At 61.8% G+C, this 16,397-nt stretch carries 13 protein-coding genes and 1 pseudogene; 6 read left to right on the top strand and 8 right to left on the bottom strand.

Features of this window, described 5'->3' with window-relative positions:
• Position 1: 1 nt before the first annotated feature.
• The 5 genes and pseudogenes from RLW55_RS09430 to RLW55_RS09410 form a co-directional block, all read right to left on the bottom strand.
• Entirely contained in the window at positions 2-1,225 is a 1,224-nt protein-coding gene (locus RLW55_RS09430) for an FAD-binding protein (protein ID WP_409560990.1), read from the bottom strand.
• 91 nt (positions 1,226-1,316) lie between these two features.
• Positions 1,317-2,546 (bottom strand): annotated as a pseudogene (locus tag RLW55_RS09425) (FAD-binding oxidoreductase); the annotation flags it as partial.
• A gap of 314 nt (positions 2,547-2,860) precedes the next feature.
• The gene (locus RLW55_RS09420; protein WP_423416263.1) at positions 2,861-3,220 is read right to left on the bottom strand and encodes a hypothetical protein; all 360 of its coding nucleotides are present in this window, start codon (positions 3,218-3,220) and stop codon (positions 2,861-2,863) included.
• A gap of 153 nt (positions 3,221-3,373) precedes the next feature.
• On the bottom strand, positions 3,374-4,756 hold the full coding sequence (locus RLW55_RS09415; RefSeq protein WP_423416262.1) for a glutamate--cysteine ligase: 1,383 nt from the start codon (positions 4,754-4,756) through the stop codon (positions 3,374-3,376).
• A 100-nt stretch (positions 4,757-4,856) separates the two neighbouring features.
• Entirely contained in the window at positions 4,857-5,603 is a 747-nt protein-coding gene (locus RLW55_RS09410) for a 16S rRNA (uracil(1498)-N(3))-methyltransferase (protein WP_423416261.1), read from the bottom strand.
• A 122-nt stretch (positions 5,604-5,725) separates the two neighbouring features.
• Between RLW55_RS09410 and ubiA the strand changes: the two genes are divergently transcribed.
• The 3 genes from ubiA (at position 5,726) to RLW55_RS09395 (ending at position 9,030) form a co-directional block, all read left to right on the top strand.
• Complete coding sequence (gene ubiA / locus RLW55_RS09405) at positions 5,726-6,688, top strand: 4-hydroxybenzoate octaprenyltransferase (RefSeq protein WP_423416399.1); 963 nt, start codon at positions 5,726-5,728, stop codon at positions 6,686-6,688.
• Positions 6,689-6,958: 270 nt separating this feature from the next.
• Positions 6,959-7,222, top strand: a complete 264-nt coding sequence (locus RLW55_RS09400; RefSeq protein WP_013949425.1) for a DUF4170 domain-containing protein — start codon at positions 6,959-6,961, stop codon at positions 7,220-7,222.
• Positions 7,219-9,030: an ABC transporter ATP-binding protein gene (locus RLW55_RS09395; RefSeq protein WP_423416260.1), complete on the top strand. Its 1,812-nt coding sequence runs from the start codon at positions 7,219-7,221 to the stop codon at positions 9,028-9,030. The genes RLW55_RS09400 and RLW55_RS09395 overlap by 4 nt, the downstream gene beginning before the upstream one ends.
• Positions 9,031-9,063: 33 nt before the next feature.
• On the opposite strand, the gene RLW55_RS09390 is transcribed toward RLW55_RS09395, so the two are convergent.
• The gene (locus tag RLW55_RS09390) at positions 9,064-9,675 is read right to left on the bottom strand and encodes a fused DSP-PTPase phosphatase/NAD kinase-like protein (RefSeq protein ID WP_409560994.1); all 612 of its coding nucleotides are present in this window, start codon (positions 9,673-9,675) and stop codon (positions 9,064-9,066) included.
• 361 nt (positions 9,676-10,036) lie between these two features.
• Here RLW55_RS09390 and RLW55_RS09385 point away from each other — a divergent pair, with 361 nt between their 5' ends.
• Both RLW55_RS09385 and lpxK read left to right on the top strand, forming a co-directional pair.
• Positions 10,037-12,040 (top strand): glycosyltransferase N-terminal domain-containing protein, encoded by a 2,004-nt coding sequence (locus RLW55_RS09385; RefSeq protein ID WP_409560995.1) that lies wholly within the window; start codon positions 10,037-10,039, stop codon positions 12,038-12,040.
• A gap of 3 nt (positions 12,041-12,043) precedes the next feature.
• Complete coding sequence (gene lpxK / locus RLW55_RS09380) at positions 12,044-13,072, top strand: tetraacyldisaccharide 4'-kinase (RefSeq protein ID WP_423416259.1); 1,029 nt, start codon at positions 12,044-12,046, stop codon at positions 13,070-13,072.
• Positions 13,073-13,208: 136 nt separating this feature from the next.
• Here the strand turns inward: lpxK and RLW55_RS09375 are convergent, their stop codons facing one another.
• Positions 13,209-13,454: a DUF2093 domain-containing protein gene (locus RLW55_RS09375; protein ID WP_409560997.1), complete on the bottom strand. Its 246-nt coding sequence runs from the start codon at positions 13,452-13,454 to the stop codon at positions 13,209-13,211.
• A 91-nt stretch (positions 13,455-13,545) separates the two neighbouring features.
• The gene (xseA, locus tag RLW55_RS09370; RefSeq protein WP_423416258.1) at positions 13,546-15,024 is read right to left on the bottom strand and encodes an exodeoxyribonuclease VII large subunit; all 1,479 of its coding nucleotides are present in this window, start codon (positions 15,022-15,024) and stop codon (positions 13,546-13,548) included.
• 93 nt (positions 15,025-15,117) lie between these two features.
• Between xseA and purD the strand changes: the two genes are divergently transcribed.
• Positions 15,118-16,395 (top strand): phosphoribosylamine--glycine ligase, encoded by a 1,278-nt coding sequence (gene purD / locus RLW55_RS09365; protein WP_423416257.1) that lies wholly within the window; start codon positions 15,118-15,120, stop codon positions 16,393-16,395.
• Positions 16,396-16,397 lie beyond the last annotated feature (2 nt).

Below are 16,397 nucleotides of genomic sequence, written 5' to 3'. Positions count from 1 at the left end.
TCTAGAAACTGGCGTACATGCGGCCGCGATTGAGAAGGCCTGCCGGATCGAACGCCGACTTGATGCCACGTGTCAATCGCTCGATTTCGGGCTTCAGCGGTTCGAACACATCGACGCTGCTGCGAACCTCGGGTTCGGCACGGATCAAGGTTGCATGACCGTCGCGAACGGCGACGGCGCGGCGCACGTCGGCAGCGCCTGCGTCCGCGGCGGCTGGAACTTCGAGCCAGATCATGCCGCCCGACCAATCGTAGAAGGCAACGGCTGGCATGAATTTCTGAATCGCGAAGACGATCTCGGCGGCTTTCGTGGGCAATGACGAAATGCGCCACAACGCCGTCTCGGTTGAGAAAGGCATGATCGACAGCGCGCGAAATTCGCTCCAGAGACCGAACGAATGTTCGGAATCGAGTTCGACTGGCGCGCCGTAGACCTTCAGCGCAGCTTTCAGCTTTTCCTTGCGCTCGTCGATGGTGGCCGCAAACGTTTCAAGTCGCAGCAGCGTCAATGACTGGTCAAGGCCTCTCAGCTTCGGCGTTCGGAGGCGCGCGGCACAGTTCTTCGGAAGATGGACGGCGCCGGAAACCTCCAGCGGCGTATTCAGCGCGACGTTCAGCGCTTCGATGGCGAGATCGTCAGGCAGGCCGACAAACGCCAACGTCTGCATCGTTTGCGGGATCGGCGCGACCTTAAACGTCAGTTCCGTCATAACGGCGAGGGTGCCCCAGCTTCCGGTTAGGCCGCGCGCGACGTCCAATCCTGTGACGTTCTTCATCACGCGTCCGCCCGACTTAAACAGCTCGCCGCGACCGTTGACGGCGCGCACGCCCAAGAGGTTATCGCGCGCGCTACCAGCCGAAATACGGCGAGAGCCGGAGAAGTTCGTAGCGAAGACGCCGCCGATCGACAGCGCGCCTCCTGGAGCCCCCGTCGCCGGACCGAGGTCGATCGGCTCAAACGCCAGCATCTGGCCGCGCGCTGCCAACACTGCTTCGATCTCGTAAAGCGGCGTGCCGGAGCGCGCCGACATGACAAGTTCGGTCGGCTCGTAGAGCGTGATGCCTTTCAGGCCCGACGTCGTCAGTACGACATCGGATTTCGCGACGCGGCCGGTGTTGCGAAGCGCGCCATGACCTACCACTTCGATGCCGCGCTGCTCGCGCACGAGCTTGGCGATCATGGATTGCAATTCCCACTCGGCGGCGGGACGCCAAAGTTCGCTCACAGCCAATGATCTCCTAGGCGGCCTCGGGCGCGCTTGCGGCATTTCCGGTGCGCATGACGTCGGTATAGGCGAGCGGGAAAACCTTCGCCTGGTTGAGCCGCCACGTCGGGTCGAAGACGGTTTTAACGCGCATCTGGACCATCAGATCCGTCTGCGAAAATTGCGTCGCCATCAGCTCGCGCTTCTCGATGCCGACGCCATGCTCACCCGTGAGACAGCCGCCGAGTTCGACGCAGAGCTTCAGGATAGCTTCTCCCGCCAGTTCGGCCTTGTCGGCCTGTTCGGGATCGTTGGCGTCGTAGAGAACGAGCGGATGCAGATTTCCGTCACCGGCGTGGAAGATGTTGGCAACCTTCAGGCCGTATTCGGCGCAGATCTGGTTGATACGCGTCAAGCAGTGCGGAAGCTGCCCGAGCGGAATGGTGCCGTCCATGCAAAGGTAATCGGCGACGCGGCCAATGGCGCCGAACGCCGCCTTACGGCCCGCCCAGATGCGGGCGCTTTGCTCGGGATCGGCGCTGATTTTCACGGTCTTGGGATCGAAGCGCGCGGCGATTTCGGCGACGCGGCCTAAGAGGATGCCGATTTCACTTTCGGAGCCTTCCACTTCGACGATGAGCAAAGCTTCAACGTCGAGTGGGTAACCAGCGCCCGCGAATGCTTCGCAAACTTCGATGGCCGCGCGATCCATGTATTCGATGGCGACCGGAATGATGCCGGCGGCGATGATGGCCGACACGCAACTGCCTGCCGCTTCCGGCGAGCGGAAGCCGATCATCATCGGGCGAGCGCCTTCCGGTGCGGGGACGAGCTTCACCGTCGCCTCTGTTATGACGCCGAGCTGACCTTCAGAACCGATGACGTAGCTCAACAGATCATAGCCGTTGCGTTCGAGCGTCGTGCCGCCGATCTCGACGATAGTGCCGTCGATCAGGACCATCTTCACGCCGAGAATATTGTGCGTCGTGACGCCGTACTTCAGGCAGTGCGCACCGCCAGAGTTCATCGCGATATTGCCTGCTAGCGAACAGGCCAATTGCGACGACGGGTCCGGCGCGTAGAAGAAACCTTGCTTGGAGACCTGCGCTGTAATCTGCAGATTGGTAATGCCGGCTTCGACACGCGCGATGCGATTGGCGCCGTCGATCTCGATGACGCGGTTCATCTTCGAGATGCAGAGAACGATAGAATCTTCTGTCGGCAGCGAGCCGCCGCAGAGCGATGTTCCGGCGCCGCGCGGAACAACTTTGACGTCGTTCTCGTGGCAGAACTTCAGGATCTTGGAGACTTCCTCGGTGGTGCGCGGCAGCACGACGAGCATCGGCACGCGGCGGTAGGCGGTGAAGGCATCCGTCTCGTAGGCGCGGCGGCCTTCCTCGTCGAGGATCAGAAGGTCTTTGCCGACGCGCGCTTTCAAGCCTTCCACCAGGATCGGCAAGCGGCGGATGACGCCGGCATCGGGCTCAGGCAGCTCGATATGCGGCATCGTCGTTCGTCTCCACGTTGGTCTTCAGGGTGCTGTTTCGAGGTCGCGGACGGCAGCCTTTGGCGCCGCTCAACAGCGTTAAGCATCCTCGCACGTGTGTCCGCGACCGGCAATATGGCCGCACGCCAGCGACCACAGCCATTGATGGGTCAGCGAAAGCTGCCCCAACGCCCGGTTCCGCCGAGCCAGCGCGGACCTCTCGGGTCGCGGAAATCGCGTGGCGGGCCGCGTCGCTCTGGCGGCTCCCTCATTTCCGGCGGCGGAGGAGGGCCACGGTGATCACGGAAATCGCCAAGTCCGCGGCCTTCGCGAATGCCACGATTGAACCGCCCGGCCGAGAAACACTGACTGATGCAGGCCTGCAGTTGTGCATCGCAGCGCGGCGTATACAAAAGCTTGGTCGCCATGCGGCAGGCGTTGTGCTGCGAGCGGCACGCTATGGCACAAGGGTCGGCCTTCGCTGCGTTTCCGGCAAAGGCGAAGAAGATCAGGACAGCCAGAACAGCCATCCCCCCCATCCTCATCGATGCCAACCGCAACCGCGACACGTACCGCCTCCTCAAACCTGGCCTAGGTGCTGGGCGGCTGGTCCTAAGCAAACCGGGGAGGCTAATGCGGCGACCATGAACACGCGCTGAACCGCACGCTGTCGAGGCGCGCGGTCAGAACGCAAGCTCTTCGAAAATATGATCAATATTGTTCTGCCATTCCCCCGAATAGCGCCGAAGCAGCTCATCAGAAACCGTCTGGCCATTGCCGGCAATTTTCTCAAGCGGCGCCAGATAGATCGTTTCGTCCTGATTCTTAGCGTTGATGCGACGCCGATTTTTGAGACCGGTGCGCGAAATGCGCAATACCCGCAACGCCAACGTCCTTACCGTCTCGGTACGAAACGGGGTCGCGAGCCCTGTTTTCGGGACGCCGACACGCAGAGCTTCGCGTTCGTCTTCGCTCCAATCGCGAACCAGCTCCCAGGCCTGATCGAGCGCGTCGTCGTCATAAAGGATTCCGGTCCAGAACGCGGGAAGCGCGGTGATCGTCCCCCAGCGTCCACCATCCGCACCACGCATTTCTAGAAAACGTTTGAGGCGAACTTCCGGAAAAAGCGTGGTGAGATGATCCGCCCAGTCGTCGATGGTTGGCAGTTCGCCTTCGAAGCCCTTCAGGCGGCCCGCCATGAAATCGCGGAACGAAGACCCAGCGACGTCGATGTAATTGCCGTCGCGGTAGACGAAATACATCGGCACATCGAGGGCATAATCGACGTAACGCTCGTAGCCCATACCGTCTTCGAATGCGAAGGGCAGCATGCCGGTGCGCCGCTTGTCGGTATCGAGCCAGACGGCGCTACGCATCGACTGATAACCGTTCGGCTTGCCTTCGGTGAAGGGCGAAGACGCAAATAGCGCCGTTGCAATTGGCTGTAGCGCCAGCGAGACGCGCAGCTTTTTCACCATGTCGGCTTCGGAGGCGAAATCGAGGTTCACCTGAATGGTCGCGGTCCGGAACATCATGTCGAGACCACGGCTGCCGACGGTTGGCATATAATGTGCCATCACCTGATAGCGCTTCTTCGGCATCATCGGGATCTCATCGAGACGCCACTTCGGCGTGAAGCCGACACCGAGAAAACCGATAGCGAGATCTTCGCCGACGCGGAGGACTTCGCGCAGGTGCTCGTCCGTTTCGTCCGCGGTTTCATGCAGTGTTTCGAGCGGCTGACCCGAAAGCTCGAACTGGCCGCCGGGCTCCAGGCTGATCGTGCCACCCTTCTCGCCCTCAGGCCGCTTCAAGGCGATGATGTTGTCGCCTTCCTTGATGGCGACCCAACCATAGCGCTGGATGAGCGCTTCCATCAGCGCGCGGATGCCATCCGAACCGCCGTAAGGCACCGGCTTCAGCGTGACGGTGCGAAAGACGAATTTCTCGTGCTCGGTGCCAATACGCCAATCGACCTTCGGCTTCTCGCCCGCCGCGATCCAGCGCACGAGATCGTCGCGCGTCTCAATCGCCGCGCTGGCAGCACCTTGTTCTCGTGTCGACATGCCCGAGCGGCCCAGCTTCCTATTCCGACGCGGGCAGACCCGCAGCTTGAGCCTTATGGCGAGGTGCGAGGGGGACGGCAATAGGTTCGGCTGCGTCACCCTAGTCGCGGCGCCAATCCCCAAGTGTGGCATTGACAAGCGCCAGAACTGCGACGGCAGCGGTGTCGGCGCGCATGATTCTCGGGCCGAGCGACAGCGGCGTCACGAATGTCTTGCTGACGAGGCGCTCACGCTCGCGCGGCGAAAACCCGCCTTCCGGACCGACCAGGATGGCGAGCGGACCCTGTTCAAGCTTTTGCAGCGTGGCAATAGGGTCGTTTTCCTGATCCTGCTCATCACAAAACACGATGCGTCGGCTGGCGTCCCAGGCATCCAAAACGTCGTCGAGCCTGACTGGCGTCTGAACTTCGGGTACTCGAAGGACGCCGCACTGCTCGGCCGCCTCGATGACGTTGGCCTGCATCCTCTCGCCATTAACCCTCTCGGCGATGGTCCGCTCCGTGATCACAGGCCGCAGCCGAGCGACCCCCATCTCGGTTGCCTTCTGGACCATGTAATCGAGCCGGGATCGCTTAAGCGGAGCGAAAAGATAATCGACGTCCGGGCCGCTTTCCTGCGGCCGCGCTTGATCGTCGACGGTCAGAGCACCGCCGCGCTTGTGGGTTTCGCTGAGGGTCGCAACCCACTCACCGTTCCGGCCGTTGAAGACCAAGAGCCGGGCGCCGAGCTTCAGCCGCAATACCGCCGTCAGGTAATGGGCTTGCGCGGGCTCCAGCTCGACGCGCCCGCCCGGGGCGAGATCGGCGTCAACAAACAGTCGTTCTGAGGTCAAGTCTCTGATGGCCATGATGCGGTCTTATCGAAGCCGCGCGCGCAGTCAAATTCATCGCAATCGGATGGTCGTGTTGCTTCGATGACGGAGGCCGGATAGGTCTTGCGGATTAGGCTAAGGAGAAACTGAAGTTGACGATGGGTGCCGCGATTTCGCCCGAGCCGCCAGCAAGTGTTGCCGATGCACCGCCGAAAAACTGGGTCGATCGCTGGGCGCCGGAATCCTGGCGGCCGTTCCTTCGGCTTGGGCGATTCGATCGCCCGATCGGCATGTGGCTGCTGCTTTTCCCCTGCCTTTGGTCGCAAGCGCTGGCGCAGGTGAACTCAGGCGACCACTATCCCGATCTCACCTATGTCCTGCTGTTCGCCATCGGTGCGCTGGCGATGCGCGCCTCGGGCTGCGCCTATAACGATTACGTCGACCGCGATATCGACGCCCGCGTGCAACGAACGGCCAGCCGGCCGCTGGCGTCCGGGCAGATCTCACCGGCGGCTGCGCTTGCGTTCATCATCATCTCGGCCCTCGTCGGCCTCGCCGTGCTCGTGCAGTTCAATAGCTTCACGATCTGGCTGGCGATCGCGTCGCTGCTGATCGTTGCCGTTTATCCGTTCGCGAAACGGGTGACGTCTTATCCACAGATCGTTCTCGGACTGGCGTTCAACTGGGGAGCGCTCGTCGGCTGGGCGGCGATCAAAGGTTCGATCGGGCTGCCCGCCCTGGCGCTCTATGCGGGCTGCGTGTTCTGGACGGTCGGTTACGACACGATCTATGCGCATCAGGACAAGGAAGACGACGCGCTCCTCGGGCTGGGCTCGACGGCGTTGAAGTTCGGCGAGGACACGGTTTCTTTCGTCGGCGGCATGTATGCACTGGCGGGCGTGATGTGGCTCGTTGCGGGTGCGCTCGCGGGCGCTCACCTCGTTTACTTCCTCGCTGTGGTTTTGGTTTTCCTGCAGATGTCGTGGCAGGTCTCGACGCTCGATATCGACGATCCGGCCAATTGCCTGCGCCGCTTCAAGTCCAATCGCGACGTCGGGCTGGCGCTGCTCGCGGGGCTTGTCGCGGATATGGCCCTATCGTGGTTCGCGGGCCTTAGCTGAATGCAAAAAAATAACGCGGCGTGAGAAGGGACACCTCACGCCGCGCTATTCGGTCTCACTGTTGACTTTTCGAGCCGCTCAAGACGGGCATTGATTGTCATCCTGGCAGAATTTTCTTCCGATCGGCTTAATAAATAGCGTAAACAAATACTTATTCTGAATTCGCGACTTTCCCGGGCCATGGCGGACGGTTTGCGCCGTTGACGGTCCTGGAACGACGCGGTTTCTAGGAATCTCGCGGGAGCAACCTTCAGGAGTCGACAGCCGTCCATGTCCAAGTCCACATCTTCACCCGAGTCTGCGCCTCAGCTTCTGCACCTCGTGTTCGGCGGTGAACTGAAAACCCTCAACGGCCACGAATTCCGCGAACCCGACAGTCTGGATGTCGTCGGCATCTTCCCCGACTATCCGTCAGCTTATGCTGCGTGGAAAAGCGCGGCCCAGCGCTCCGTCGACAACGCCATGATGCGCTATTTCGTTGTTCCGCTGCATCGGATGCTCGACTTCTCACAGCCGACAACTGCCGCGACGTGACGGATCTCCTGAAGAAAGCCGAGAAGAAACCGCGGCCGAAGCTCCGGCTCGATGCCGCTTCGCGCGCGCTGCTTGCGCGGTTCGTGCGCGATTGGGTATGGCCGCGTCGCTGGCAGCTCGCCTGGACGCTTTTCCTCACGACCTGCCTTGCCGCCGTCACGGGCGGCTATCCGGGCGTCATCAAGAAATCGTTCGATCTGTTGATGGGCGGCAAGCCCGGCGCCCTACCCTACGTTCTGGTTGCCATCGTCGGAATCACGCTCGCGCGTGCAACGTTGCTGTTTCTGCAGGCGGTCGCGACAAGCCGGTTTGTGCTGCGCATGACATCGGACATGCAGAAGATGGCGTTCCGACATCTCATCAACGCCGATTTCGCGCGCCTCTCTCGCGAGACGCCGGGACGGCTGATGTCGCGACTGACGAACGATATCGGCTTCATTCAGAGCGCGCTGACGGCGACGCTGAACTCGATCTTCCGCGATACGTTTTCGGTCATCGCGCTCGTCATTGCGATGCTTTATCTCGACTGGGCGATGACGCTCATCGTGCTGGGCGTCTATCCGCTGGCCGCCATTCCCGTTGCCTCGATCAGTCATCGGCTGCGTCGCGTCGCCAAGCAGACGCAAAGCGGCCTCGGCGACATGACATCGCTGCTGACTGAGAAGCTTTCCGGCGCCCGGCTGATCAAATCGTTTCAGCTCGAAAACTATGCCGCTGACCGGCTCGATTCGATGTTCGAGCAGATCTATTCGCTGCGGATGAAGTCCGTCCGGACGCGGGCGCGGATGGATCCGATCCTTGAGGTTCTGGGCGGCATCGCGATTGCGGGCGTCGTGGGCTTCGCATATTTGCGCATTTCGCAGGGCATATCCTCAGTCGGCGATTTCATGGGTTTCGTGACGGCGCTGATGATGGCCGCGCAGCCGATCAAATCGCTTGGCAATCTAACGGGGCGCCTGCAGGAAGGCCTTGCCGCCGCGGAAAGTTTCTACGGCCTGATCGACGAACTGCCGTCGATCACGGACAAGCCCGGCGCCAAGACGCTTGCTATTTCAAAAGGCGAAATCGCGTTCCGCAACGTCTCGTTCGCCTACGACAAGACGTCCGAGGAACGGGCCGTGCATGGGTTCACGCTCGACGTGCCGGGCGGATCGACGATCGCGCTCGTGGGCCGCTCCGGTGCCGGAAAATCGACGATCATTAACCTCGTGCCCCGGCTCTTTGACGCGACCGAAGGGCAGATCCTGATCGACGGCCAGGACGTCATGGATGTCACGCTCAAATCGCTGCGCGATCAGATCGCGATCGTCAGTCAGGACATCACGCTTTTCGACGATACGATCGAAGCGAACATCCGCCTCGGGCGGCTCGGCGCGAGCGAGGCCGATATCATCGAAGCTGCGAAGGCCGCTGCCGCGCACGACTTCATCATGACGCTGCCCGACGGCTACAAGACGATCATCGGCGATCGCGGCAGCCGACTTTCTGGCGGACAGCGTCAGCGTTTGGCGTTAGCGCGCGCGATCCTGAAGAATGCGCCGATCCTGCTGCTCGACGAAGCGACGAGCGCGCTCGATAACGAGAGCGAGCAGCTCGTGCAGGAAGCGCTGGCGAAATTCACCCGCTCGCGCACGACGCTCGTCATCGCGCATCGGCTTTCAACGGTACAGAATGCCGACGTCATTTGCGTGATGGACGGCGGCCGCATCGTCGAACGCGGCAGGCATTCGGAATTGATTGCGCGAAACGGTTCTTATGCGCGGCTTAACCGCTCGGCGAGTGGTCCGCAGGCGATGATCGCCAATTGATATCGCATAATGCCGATGCCAGCCGGCGCGAAGTTACTCGCGGCGAAGGATGCCGTTGACGAGGCGGTTGGCCCACCCGCGCGCCTTGAACGTCGTGCTGACCTCGCGGGCGTCATAAACAGTGTTGACCCAATCCCAGAAGCCGATGCCTGTCTGTGCCTCGGCTTCGAGATAACGATCGAAGACCGCATCGATCACTCCGGTGTCGGCACTCCGGATGTGTCCGTAGCGAAACGAAAGCTGGTCAACGGCTTCGCGAATCGGAACACCGTCGTGGATATGACGCACCATGACGCTCATCAGACCGGCGCGGTCGGCACCCGACTTGCAGTGCACCAGAATCGGAAATTCGACCTTTTCTAGCAGATCCTTGATCGACTGGAACTCGGCGCGCGTCGGCGCGGCGCGCGAACGCAGCCGCAAGTCCGCGAGGGCGATGCCGTGGCGCGTGCACGCCCGCTGCTCCAGCCAGCGCGTCCCGAAAGACTGCTCAGGCCCGCGTAGATTGACGACGGTTCGGATTCCTCGCCGCGCGGCCCAGGAAATGTGATGTGGAGCAGGTTGTGCGGAACGCCAGACGTCTTTGGAGATATGATGGCGATTGTTATATAGGATGCGAACGATGCCATAATCGATAAATAGCATCTCAGCGTAACAAAGCGCTGGCGCAAATCTAGAACGCATCCAAGGTGGCGAGGCGTGCACTGCATTATGCAATAGCGCACCGCTCTTGCGTCGCAATCCGCGTTTTGCCTGCTTAAGGAGGCTTGCCATCAGGAGTTGTCTCGATGCTCCCGATTAGCGGGCAGCCCTTCTGCTATGATTTCACCAGCGACGGCTCGGGGGGTCATGTTCGTTTACAAAACGCCATAAAAAGCCACGCCCGTTCGCAATTGAACTTGCTAGTTATTCGCTATAGCAACGTGCTGCAAGGGGCTTGAAGAACCACGTCCTGCGTCGCGCACAACCTTCCGCTTACCTCACAATTAAGGCAGCCCCTGCTCGCATGGCCAAAATCAATAAGCAGCTTATGCGGCTAGGCGGACAAACCGCTGCTCGTATCATTCGGCTCGTTGCTCAATCCTCGACCGTTATCCACGAACCGCCGGACCTGATGAAGCGTCTTAGCGAGGCGCATCCGTGCATTGCGGCGTGTTGGCACGGCCAGTTCATGATGGTAGCGACGCTGCGGCCGGAGAATGTGAAAATTGCCGCAATGGTGGCACGCCACGGCGACGCGGAAATCATTAGCGAAACGCTCCAGGCCATCGACGTTCAGCTAATTCGCGGCGCAGGCGCGGGCTACCGAAAAAAGGATCGCGGCGGAGCATCGGCGCTCAGATCGTCGTTGCAAGCTCTTGAGGAAGGCTCATCGGTCGTCATGACCGCGGACGTGCCGCCGGGACCGGCGCGGGAGGCGGGCGCCGGCATCATCGCGATCGCGAAAATGTCGGGACGCCCGATCGTGCCTGTTGCCGTTGCGACGAATCGGTTCGCATCCTTCGATACTTGGAGCAGGCTGACGATCAATCTGCCGTTCTCGCGGTTAGCAGCGGTCGCCGGTGATCCCATCACTGTTCCGAGCACAGCGACGGCCGAGGATGTGGAAGCCAAGCGTCTCGAACTTGAGACTGCGCTCAATGCCGCTACTCTGAGGGCTTACGAACTTGCGGGGGCCGATATCACACGGGCAACGCCACTCGATGTGCTCGCTGCGGAGACACCTCCGGCGCCGGGGATGGCTCTGAAAACCTATCGCCTTGGAACGGCGGTGTTGCGACCGGCCGTGCCAATGCTGCTGAACTTGCGCGGCAAGCGCGGCAAGGAAGATCCGGACCGGCGCGGCGAGCGGCTGGGCTTCGCGGGCAGGCCGCGGCCCGAAGGCCAGGTCGTGTGGATACATGCCGCGAGCGTCGGCGAGACGAACGCCATCCTGCCGTTGATCGACAGCATTCTCGGGGCAAATCCGCACGTTCATGTTCTTCTGACGTCGGGCACCAGGACGTCGGCCGAGATCGCCGCCAACCGGCTGCCGGAGCGCGCTGTGCACCAATACGTGCCGCTCGACGTGCCGCAATACGTGAAGCGCTTTCTCGATCACTGGAAGCCGTCGCTGGCGATTTTCACGGAATCGGACATCTGGCCCAATCTCATTCTGGGCACATCGGAGCGTCATATTCCACTGGTGCTCGTCAATGCGCGCATGTCGCCGCGCAGTATCCGCCGCTGGCGGAAATACGCCGCTGTCGGACGGCCGCTGTTCTCGCGCTTCGCTGCCGTGCTGGCGCAGAACTCGCAGATCGCGCGCGCTGTGAAATGGCTCGGCGCGCCGAACGTCATCACGGCCGGCAACCTCAAGATCGATGCACCGCCGCCGCCTGTCGATGCCGCCACGTTGGCGTCGTTGCGCAACGCTGTCGGGCAACGACCGCTGTTTCTCGCCGCTAGCACGCACCCGGGCGAAGACGCGATGATCGCCGCGGCGCATTCGCTGATCCGCCGCGAGATCGACGGCCTACTGACGATCATCGTACCGCGGCACCCCGAGCGCGGCAGCGGGCTTGCCGCTACGCTCGGCGGCCTTGGCCTCAGGACGCAACTTCGCACGCGCTCGGCGGCACCAGAGAGCGACACGGAAATCTATATTGCCGACACGATCGGCGAGCTTGGCGCGTTCTATTCGATTTCGCCGGTGGCGCTCGTCGGCGGATCGCTGGTGGAACATGGCGGCCAAAATCCGATTGAAGCCGTGCGGCTTGGTTCGTGTGTGCTGACGGGGCCGTTCGTCTATAATTTCCGTGATGCTTATTCCGCTCTGTTCCGCGAAGGGGGTGCGGTCGAGGTCCGTTCGTCCGATGACATCGCAAAGCAAGTGACAATGCTGCTCGAAGATCAATCGGCGGCGAAACGCATGCGCCACGGCGCGGACCTTGCGCTGCAATCATTGAGCGGCGCGCTGGCGAAAACGGTCGGCGCCATTCAGCCCCTGCTCGAAAAGAAGCAGGCCTGAGCCGTGCCCGTCTCGGAACCGAGATGGTGGTACGAGGCGGGCGGGACATGGAAGGCATCGCTGCTTTCCCCCATCGCCGCCATCGTCGGCGCGATCGCGCGGCGACGCATTCTTAATGCCAGGCCTTACCGCTCGTCCCTGCCCGTCATCTGTGTCGGTAACTTCACGGCAGGTGGATCAGGCAAGACGCCGCTCGCGCTGTTGCTGGCGAACATCATCGCCGCGGAAGGCCGAGAGCCGTGGTTTCTGTCGCGCGGCTACGGCGGCAAGCTTGAAGGTCCGCTTCGCGTCGATCCGGAACATCATAGCGCGGGAGACGTCGGTGACGAGCCGTTGCTGCTCGCGCGCGCATTTCCGGCGGTCATCGCCCGCGACCGCCGTCAGGGCGCGAAGATGATTGAAGCGATGGCATCCGCCAACGCCGTCATCATCATGGACGACGGGTTGCAGAACCCGGCGCTGGCGAAGGATCTTTCGATTGCTGTCGTCGATGCCAAACGGGGGTTTGGCAACGGCCGCGTTATTCCGGCCGGACCGCTGCGCGCGCCACTGGCCGTGCAAGCACCGCTGGTGCAGTTGGTGATGCTGATGGGCGGCGCGGCGGACGCCGACAATCCCGCCGTGCGAATGATCCGCAAGCTGACGGAAGTGCCGATCATCGCCGCACGGACGCAAGCTGACGAAACCGCCGCCCGCTTTCGCGGTCGAAGGGTCGTGGCCTTCGCTGGCATTGCCAATCCGGAACGGTTTTTTTCGACACTGGAAGAGACGGGCGCGAATATCGTTGCGAAGCGGGCATTTGCCGATCATCACCCGTTCAGCGAGGCAGAGGCGCGCGGCCTTCTCGATGATGCCGAGCGTCTCGGCGCGATGCTCGTGACGACGGAAAAGGATCACGCCCGGATTGGCAATCGCTCAGGATTTTGTGCCGATCTCAAAAAGCGTTCGGAAACGCTGGCCATTGCGACGGTGATCGAAGGCGACGGCCTTGAAATTTTACAGCAATCATTGCGCACTGCGCTCGGGCGGTGATGTTAAAGTCTGCTGACTTCGGTTCCGTCATGCCCACGAAGGTCGGCACCCAGTCAAGCACCCGCATGCGTAGAGTCTCGATTTGCCTGGATCCCGGCCTGCGCCGGGACGACGGGGGAGAAACTGGAAAGCTGGCTCAGCCGGGCTGGGCGTCGTCGTTTTCCTTGGCTTTCAGTTCAAGGTAGCGCTGCACCGAAATTTCCGGCGACGCGTAGGCTTCCTGGGCGTCGACGCTCCAATAACGCAGATCCGGCAGGGTGATCGGCTGGCCCGTCACGGCGCAGCGCACGAAGTCGCCAGGCGACAGGACTTCGAATTCGCCATCCAGGTAGCGAATTTTAGCTTCGTTGCGCAGACCAAAAAATTTCTCGATGCGGTTCATTCGTTTCCGAGCCGTAATCCCGTTCTGCCGCCGCTATCATCTGCAATCGGATAATCCGGGCGGATGCGAACTATAATCTACTTCAAGCCTTTTAAAATAGTGAGCCTTGCCCGCCTCGCCCACTCGACTTTTGACGCGGCGTTTTAACTTTGCTCGACGTCGGATTGGAAACCTCAGGCGTTGCGGAGGATACGTCGGAGCCGTTTACCGTGGCGCCGACCTGACCGTCGGAAAACTCAATATTCAAAACGTCGCCAGCCGCGAGAGAGGCGGCTTGACGCACCATATGCCCGGCTTCATTGCGCACGAGGGCAAAGCCGCGAGACAGAACGCTCTGATAGCCCAAGGACTTGAGCAGCGCCGCACGGCCTTCGAGAACGCGGCGGCTCACCGCGACGCGATTGAGTAAAGCCCGTCCGGCGCGGCGCTCCAGGCCATCGAGCCGCTCGGCACATCTGGAATGCTTCTGAACTATCGGTGAGGGCGACAGGCGGCCGCTGACGCGGGCGAGCCTGGTTGCATGGGCGCGGGTGTTGGCCAGCAGCGCGCGGGACAATCGGCGGTCGGCGGCATCGAAACGCTGCCGCGGCAAGGCGACCAGATCCTGAAGCTTCGGCAGGCCACGCGCCGAAGCCTTCAGATGCGTACGGGCACTTTCGATGGCGCGGCGCACAGCCGTTCGCTTGCGCAGCATCAGCTTTTCGACGTTTTCGATCAGCTCGGAATACTTCGGCACCGCCCATTCGGCGGCCTTCGTTGGCGTCGGCGCGCGAGCGTCGGCGACGAGGTCGATCAAGGTCCAATCGGTTTCGTGACCGACCGCAGAGATGAGCGGAATTGTACTTTCGGCAACGGCGCGGACGACGATCTCTTCGTTGAAGCTCCAGAGATCTTCGAGGCTGCCGCCACCGCGCGCGACGATCAGCACGTCGGGACGCGGGATAATGCCGTCGGCCTCGAGCGCGTTGAATCCGCGAATAGCGGCGGCGACCTCGGCGGCGCTGCCTTCGCCTTGCACACGCACCGGCCAAAGCAGGACACGCGTCGGGAAACGCTCGTTGAAGCCGTGCAGCATGTCACGGATGACGGCGCCGGTCGGCGACGTCACGATGCCAACGATCTTCGGCAAAAACGGACGCGGCCGCTTGCGGTCTTCGTCGAATAAACCCTCAGCGGCGAACTTGCGCTTGCGTTCTTCCAAGAGCGCCATCAGCGCGCCAGCGCCGGCCGGTTCCAGCGCTTCAATGACGATCTGATATTTCGATGAGCCGGGGAACGTTGTGATCTTGCCCTGCGCGACGACTTCCATGCCTTCTTCAGGCTTGAAACGCAGGCGGCCGAACGTGCCCTTCCAGACGACGGCCTCGATCTTTGCTTTGTCATCCTTCAGGGCAAAATAGCAGTGGCCGGACGCGTGCGGCCCGCGGTAACCCGAGATTTCGCCGCGAAGGCGCACATAGCCGAAACCGTCTTCCAGCGCGCGCTTGATGGCGCCCGACAGCTCGGAAACCGAAAATTCGGGCGCATTGGCGCCGGAACGGGATTCGCGCGTGTTTGGAATGGAATTCAAGAGTTTACCGTTCTCTTTGGCGGTCTTGCTTGTTTCGCCGCCGATGCTACACGGGGATGCTACACTGACAACCGGATTGCAACAGGCGACCTGATGAATGTCCTTCTTCTCGGCTCCGGCGGCCGCGAGCATGCGCTCGCCTGGGCGTTGAGCGCGAGCCCCCTCTTGACGAAACTCTTCTGCGCGCCGGGCAACGCCGGAATTGCCGAGGTGGCGCAATGCATTCCGCTCGATCCTGCGAACCAGGACAGCATCATTGAATTCTGCCGCGATGAGCGCATCGAGCTCGTGGTAATCGGGCCGGAAGCGCCGCTCGTGGCCGGATTGGGAGACGCGCTCGGTGATGCCGGCATCCGGTATTTCGGGCCGACGAAAAGCGCGGCGCAACTCGAAGGGTCAAAAGGCTTCACCAAAGATCTTTGCCGTAAAGCCGGTATTCCGACAGCGGCTTATGGCCGTTTCATGGATCTCGACGCGGCGAAAACGTATCTCGCATCGCAGAGCGTTCCGATCGTGATCAAAGCGGACGGACTTGCTGCCGGTAAAGGCGTCGTCATTGCGGAAACGCGCGCCGATGCTGAGGCGGCCGTCGAAGCGTGTCTTGGAGGCGCATTCGGTGCAGCGGGCGCCGAAGTCGTCATCGAGGAATTTCTAGTCGGCGAAGAAGCGAGCTTCTTCGCGCTCTGCGATGGCGTCACGGCGCTACCGCTCGCCTCGGCGCAGGATCACAAGCGTGTCGGCGACGGCGACACCGGACCCAATACGGGCGGCATGGGGGCCTATTCGCCTGCGCCCGTCATGACGGCTGCAATGACCGAACGCGTCATGACCGAGATCATCAACCCGACGGTCAAGGAAATGGCGGCGCGCGGCATGCCGTTCAAGGGCGTTTTGTTTGCAGGCCTGATGATTACCGCAACGGGGCCGAAGCTCATCGAATACAATGTGCGTTTTGGCGATCCCGAGACACAGGTTCTGATGATGCGGCTCAAATCCGATCTGCTGGCGGCGCTTCTTGCGACGACGGACGGCGTGCTCAAAACCTTCGACATGCGTTGGAGCGACGACGCGGCCTTGACGGTCGTGATGGCTGCAAACGGCTATCCGGGCACGCCGCAGAAAGGCACTGAGATCAAAGGGCTCGATCTTGCGAAAGCCGTCCCGAATGTCGAAATCTTCCATGCCGGAACGCGCCGCGACGGGGACCGCATCATCGCCGATGGCGGCCGCGTTCTGAACGTCACGGGGCGCGGCAAGACGGTGAAGGACGCGCGCGATGCCGCTTATGCGGCGATCGCCAAGATCGACTGGCCAGGCGGCTTTTATCGCAAGGACATCGGCTGGCGCGCGCTGGAACGGCAGAAGACGTAAGC

The sequence above is a fragment of the Hyphomicrobium sp. B1 genome (genome assembly GCF_049532635.1).
Lineage (GTDB): Bacteria > Pseudomonadota > Alphaproteobacteria > Rhizobiales > Hyphomicrobiaceae > Hyphomicrobium_B.
The sequence above is the reverse complement of the archived record's forward strand: the minus strand, read 5'-3'. Positions and strand labels throughout refer to the sequence as shown.

What these genes read in the sequence shown, in the direction of transcription:
- RLW55_RS09420 (WP_423416263.1), bottom strand. Translation starts at nt 3,220, where the DNA reads ATGGCTGTTCTGGCTGTCCTGATCTTCTTCGCCTTTGCCGGAAACGCA.
- RLW55_RS09415 (WP_423416262.1), bottom strand. Translation starts at nt 4,756, where the DNA reads ATGTCGACACGAGAACAAGGTGCTGCCAGCGCGGCGATTGAGACGCGC.
- RLW55_RS09410 (WP_423416261.1), bottom strand. Translation starts at nt 5,603, where the DNA reads ATGGCCATCAGAGACTTGACCTCAGAACGACTGTTTGTTGACGCCGAT.
- ubiA (WP_423416399.1), top strand. Translation starts at nt 5,726, where the DNA reads ATGGGTGCCGCGATTTCGCCCGAGCCGCCAGCAAGTGTTGCCGATGCA.
- RLW55_RS09400 (WP_013949425.1), top strand. Translation starts at nt 6,959, where the DNA reads ATGTCCAAGTCCACATCTTCACCCGAGTCTGCGCCTCAGCTTCTGCAC.
- RLW55_RS09390 (WP_409560994.1), bottom strand. Translation starts at nt 9,675, where the DNA reads ATGCTATTTATCGATTATGGCATCGTTCGCATCCTATATAACAATCGC.
- RLW55_RS09385 (WP_409560995.1), top strand. Translation starts at nt 10,037, where the DNA reads ATGGCCAAAATCAATAAGCAGCTTATGCGGCTAGGCGGACAAACCGCT.
- RLW55_RS09375 (WP_409560997.1), bottom strand. Translation starts at nt 13,454, where the DNA reads ATGAACCGCATCGAGAAATTTTTTGGTCTGCGCAACGAAGCTAAAATT.
- purD (WP_423416257.1), top strand. Translation starts at nt 15,118, where the DNA reads ATGAATGTCCTTCTTCTCGGCTCCGGCGGCCGCGAGCATGCGCTCGCC.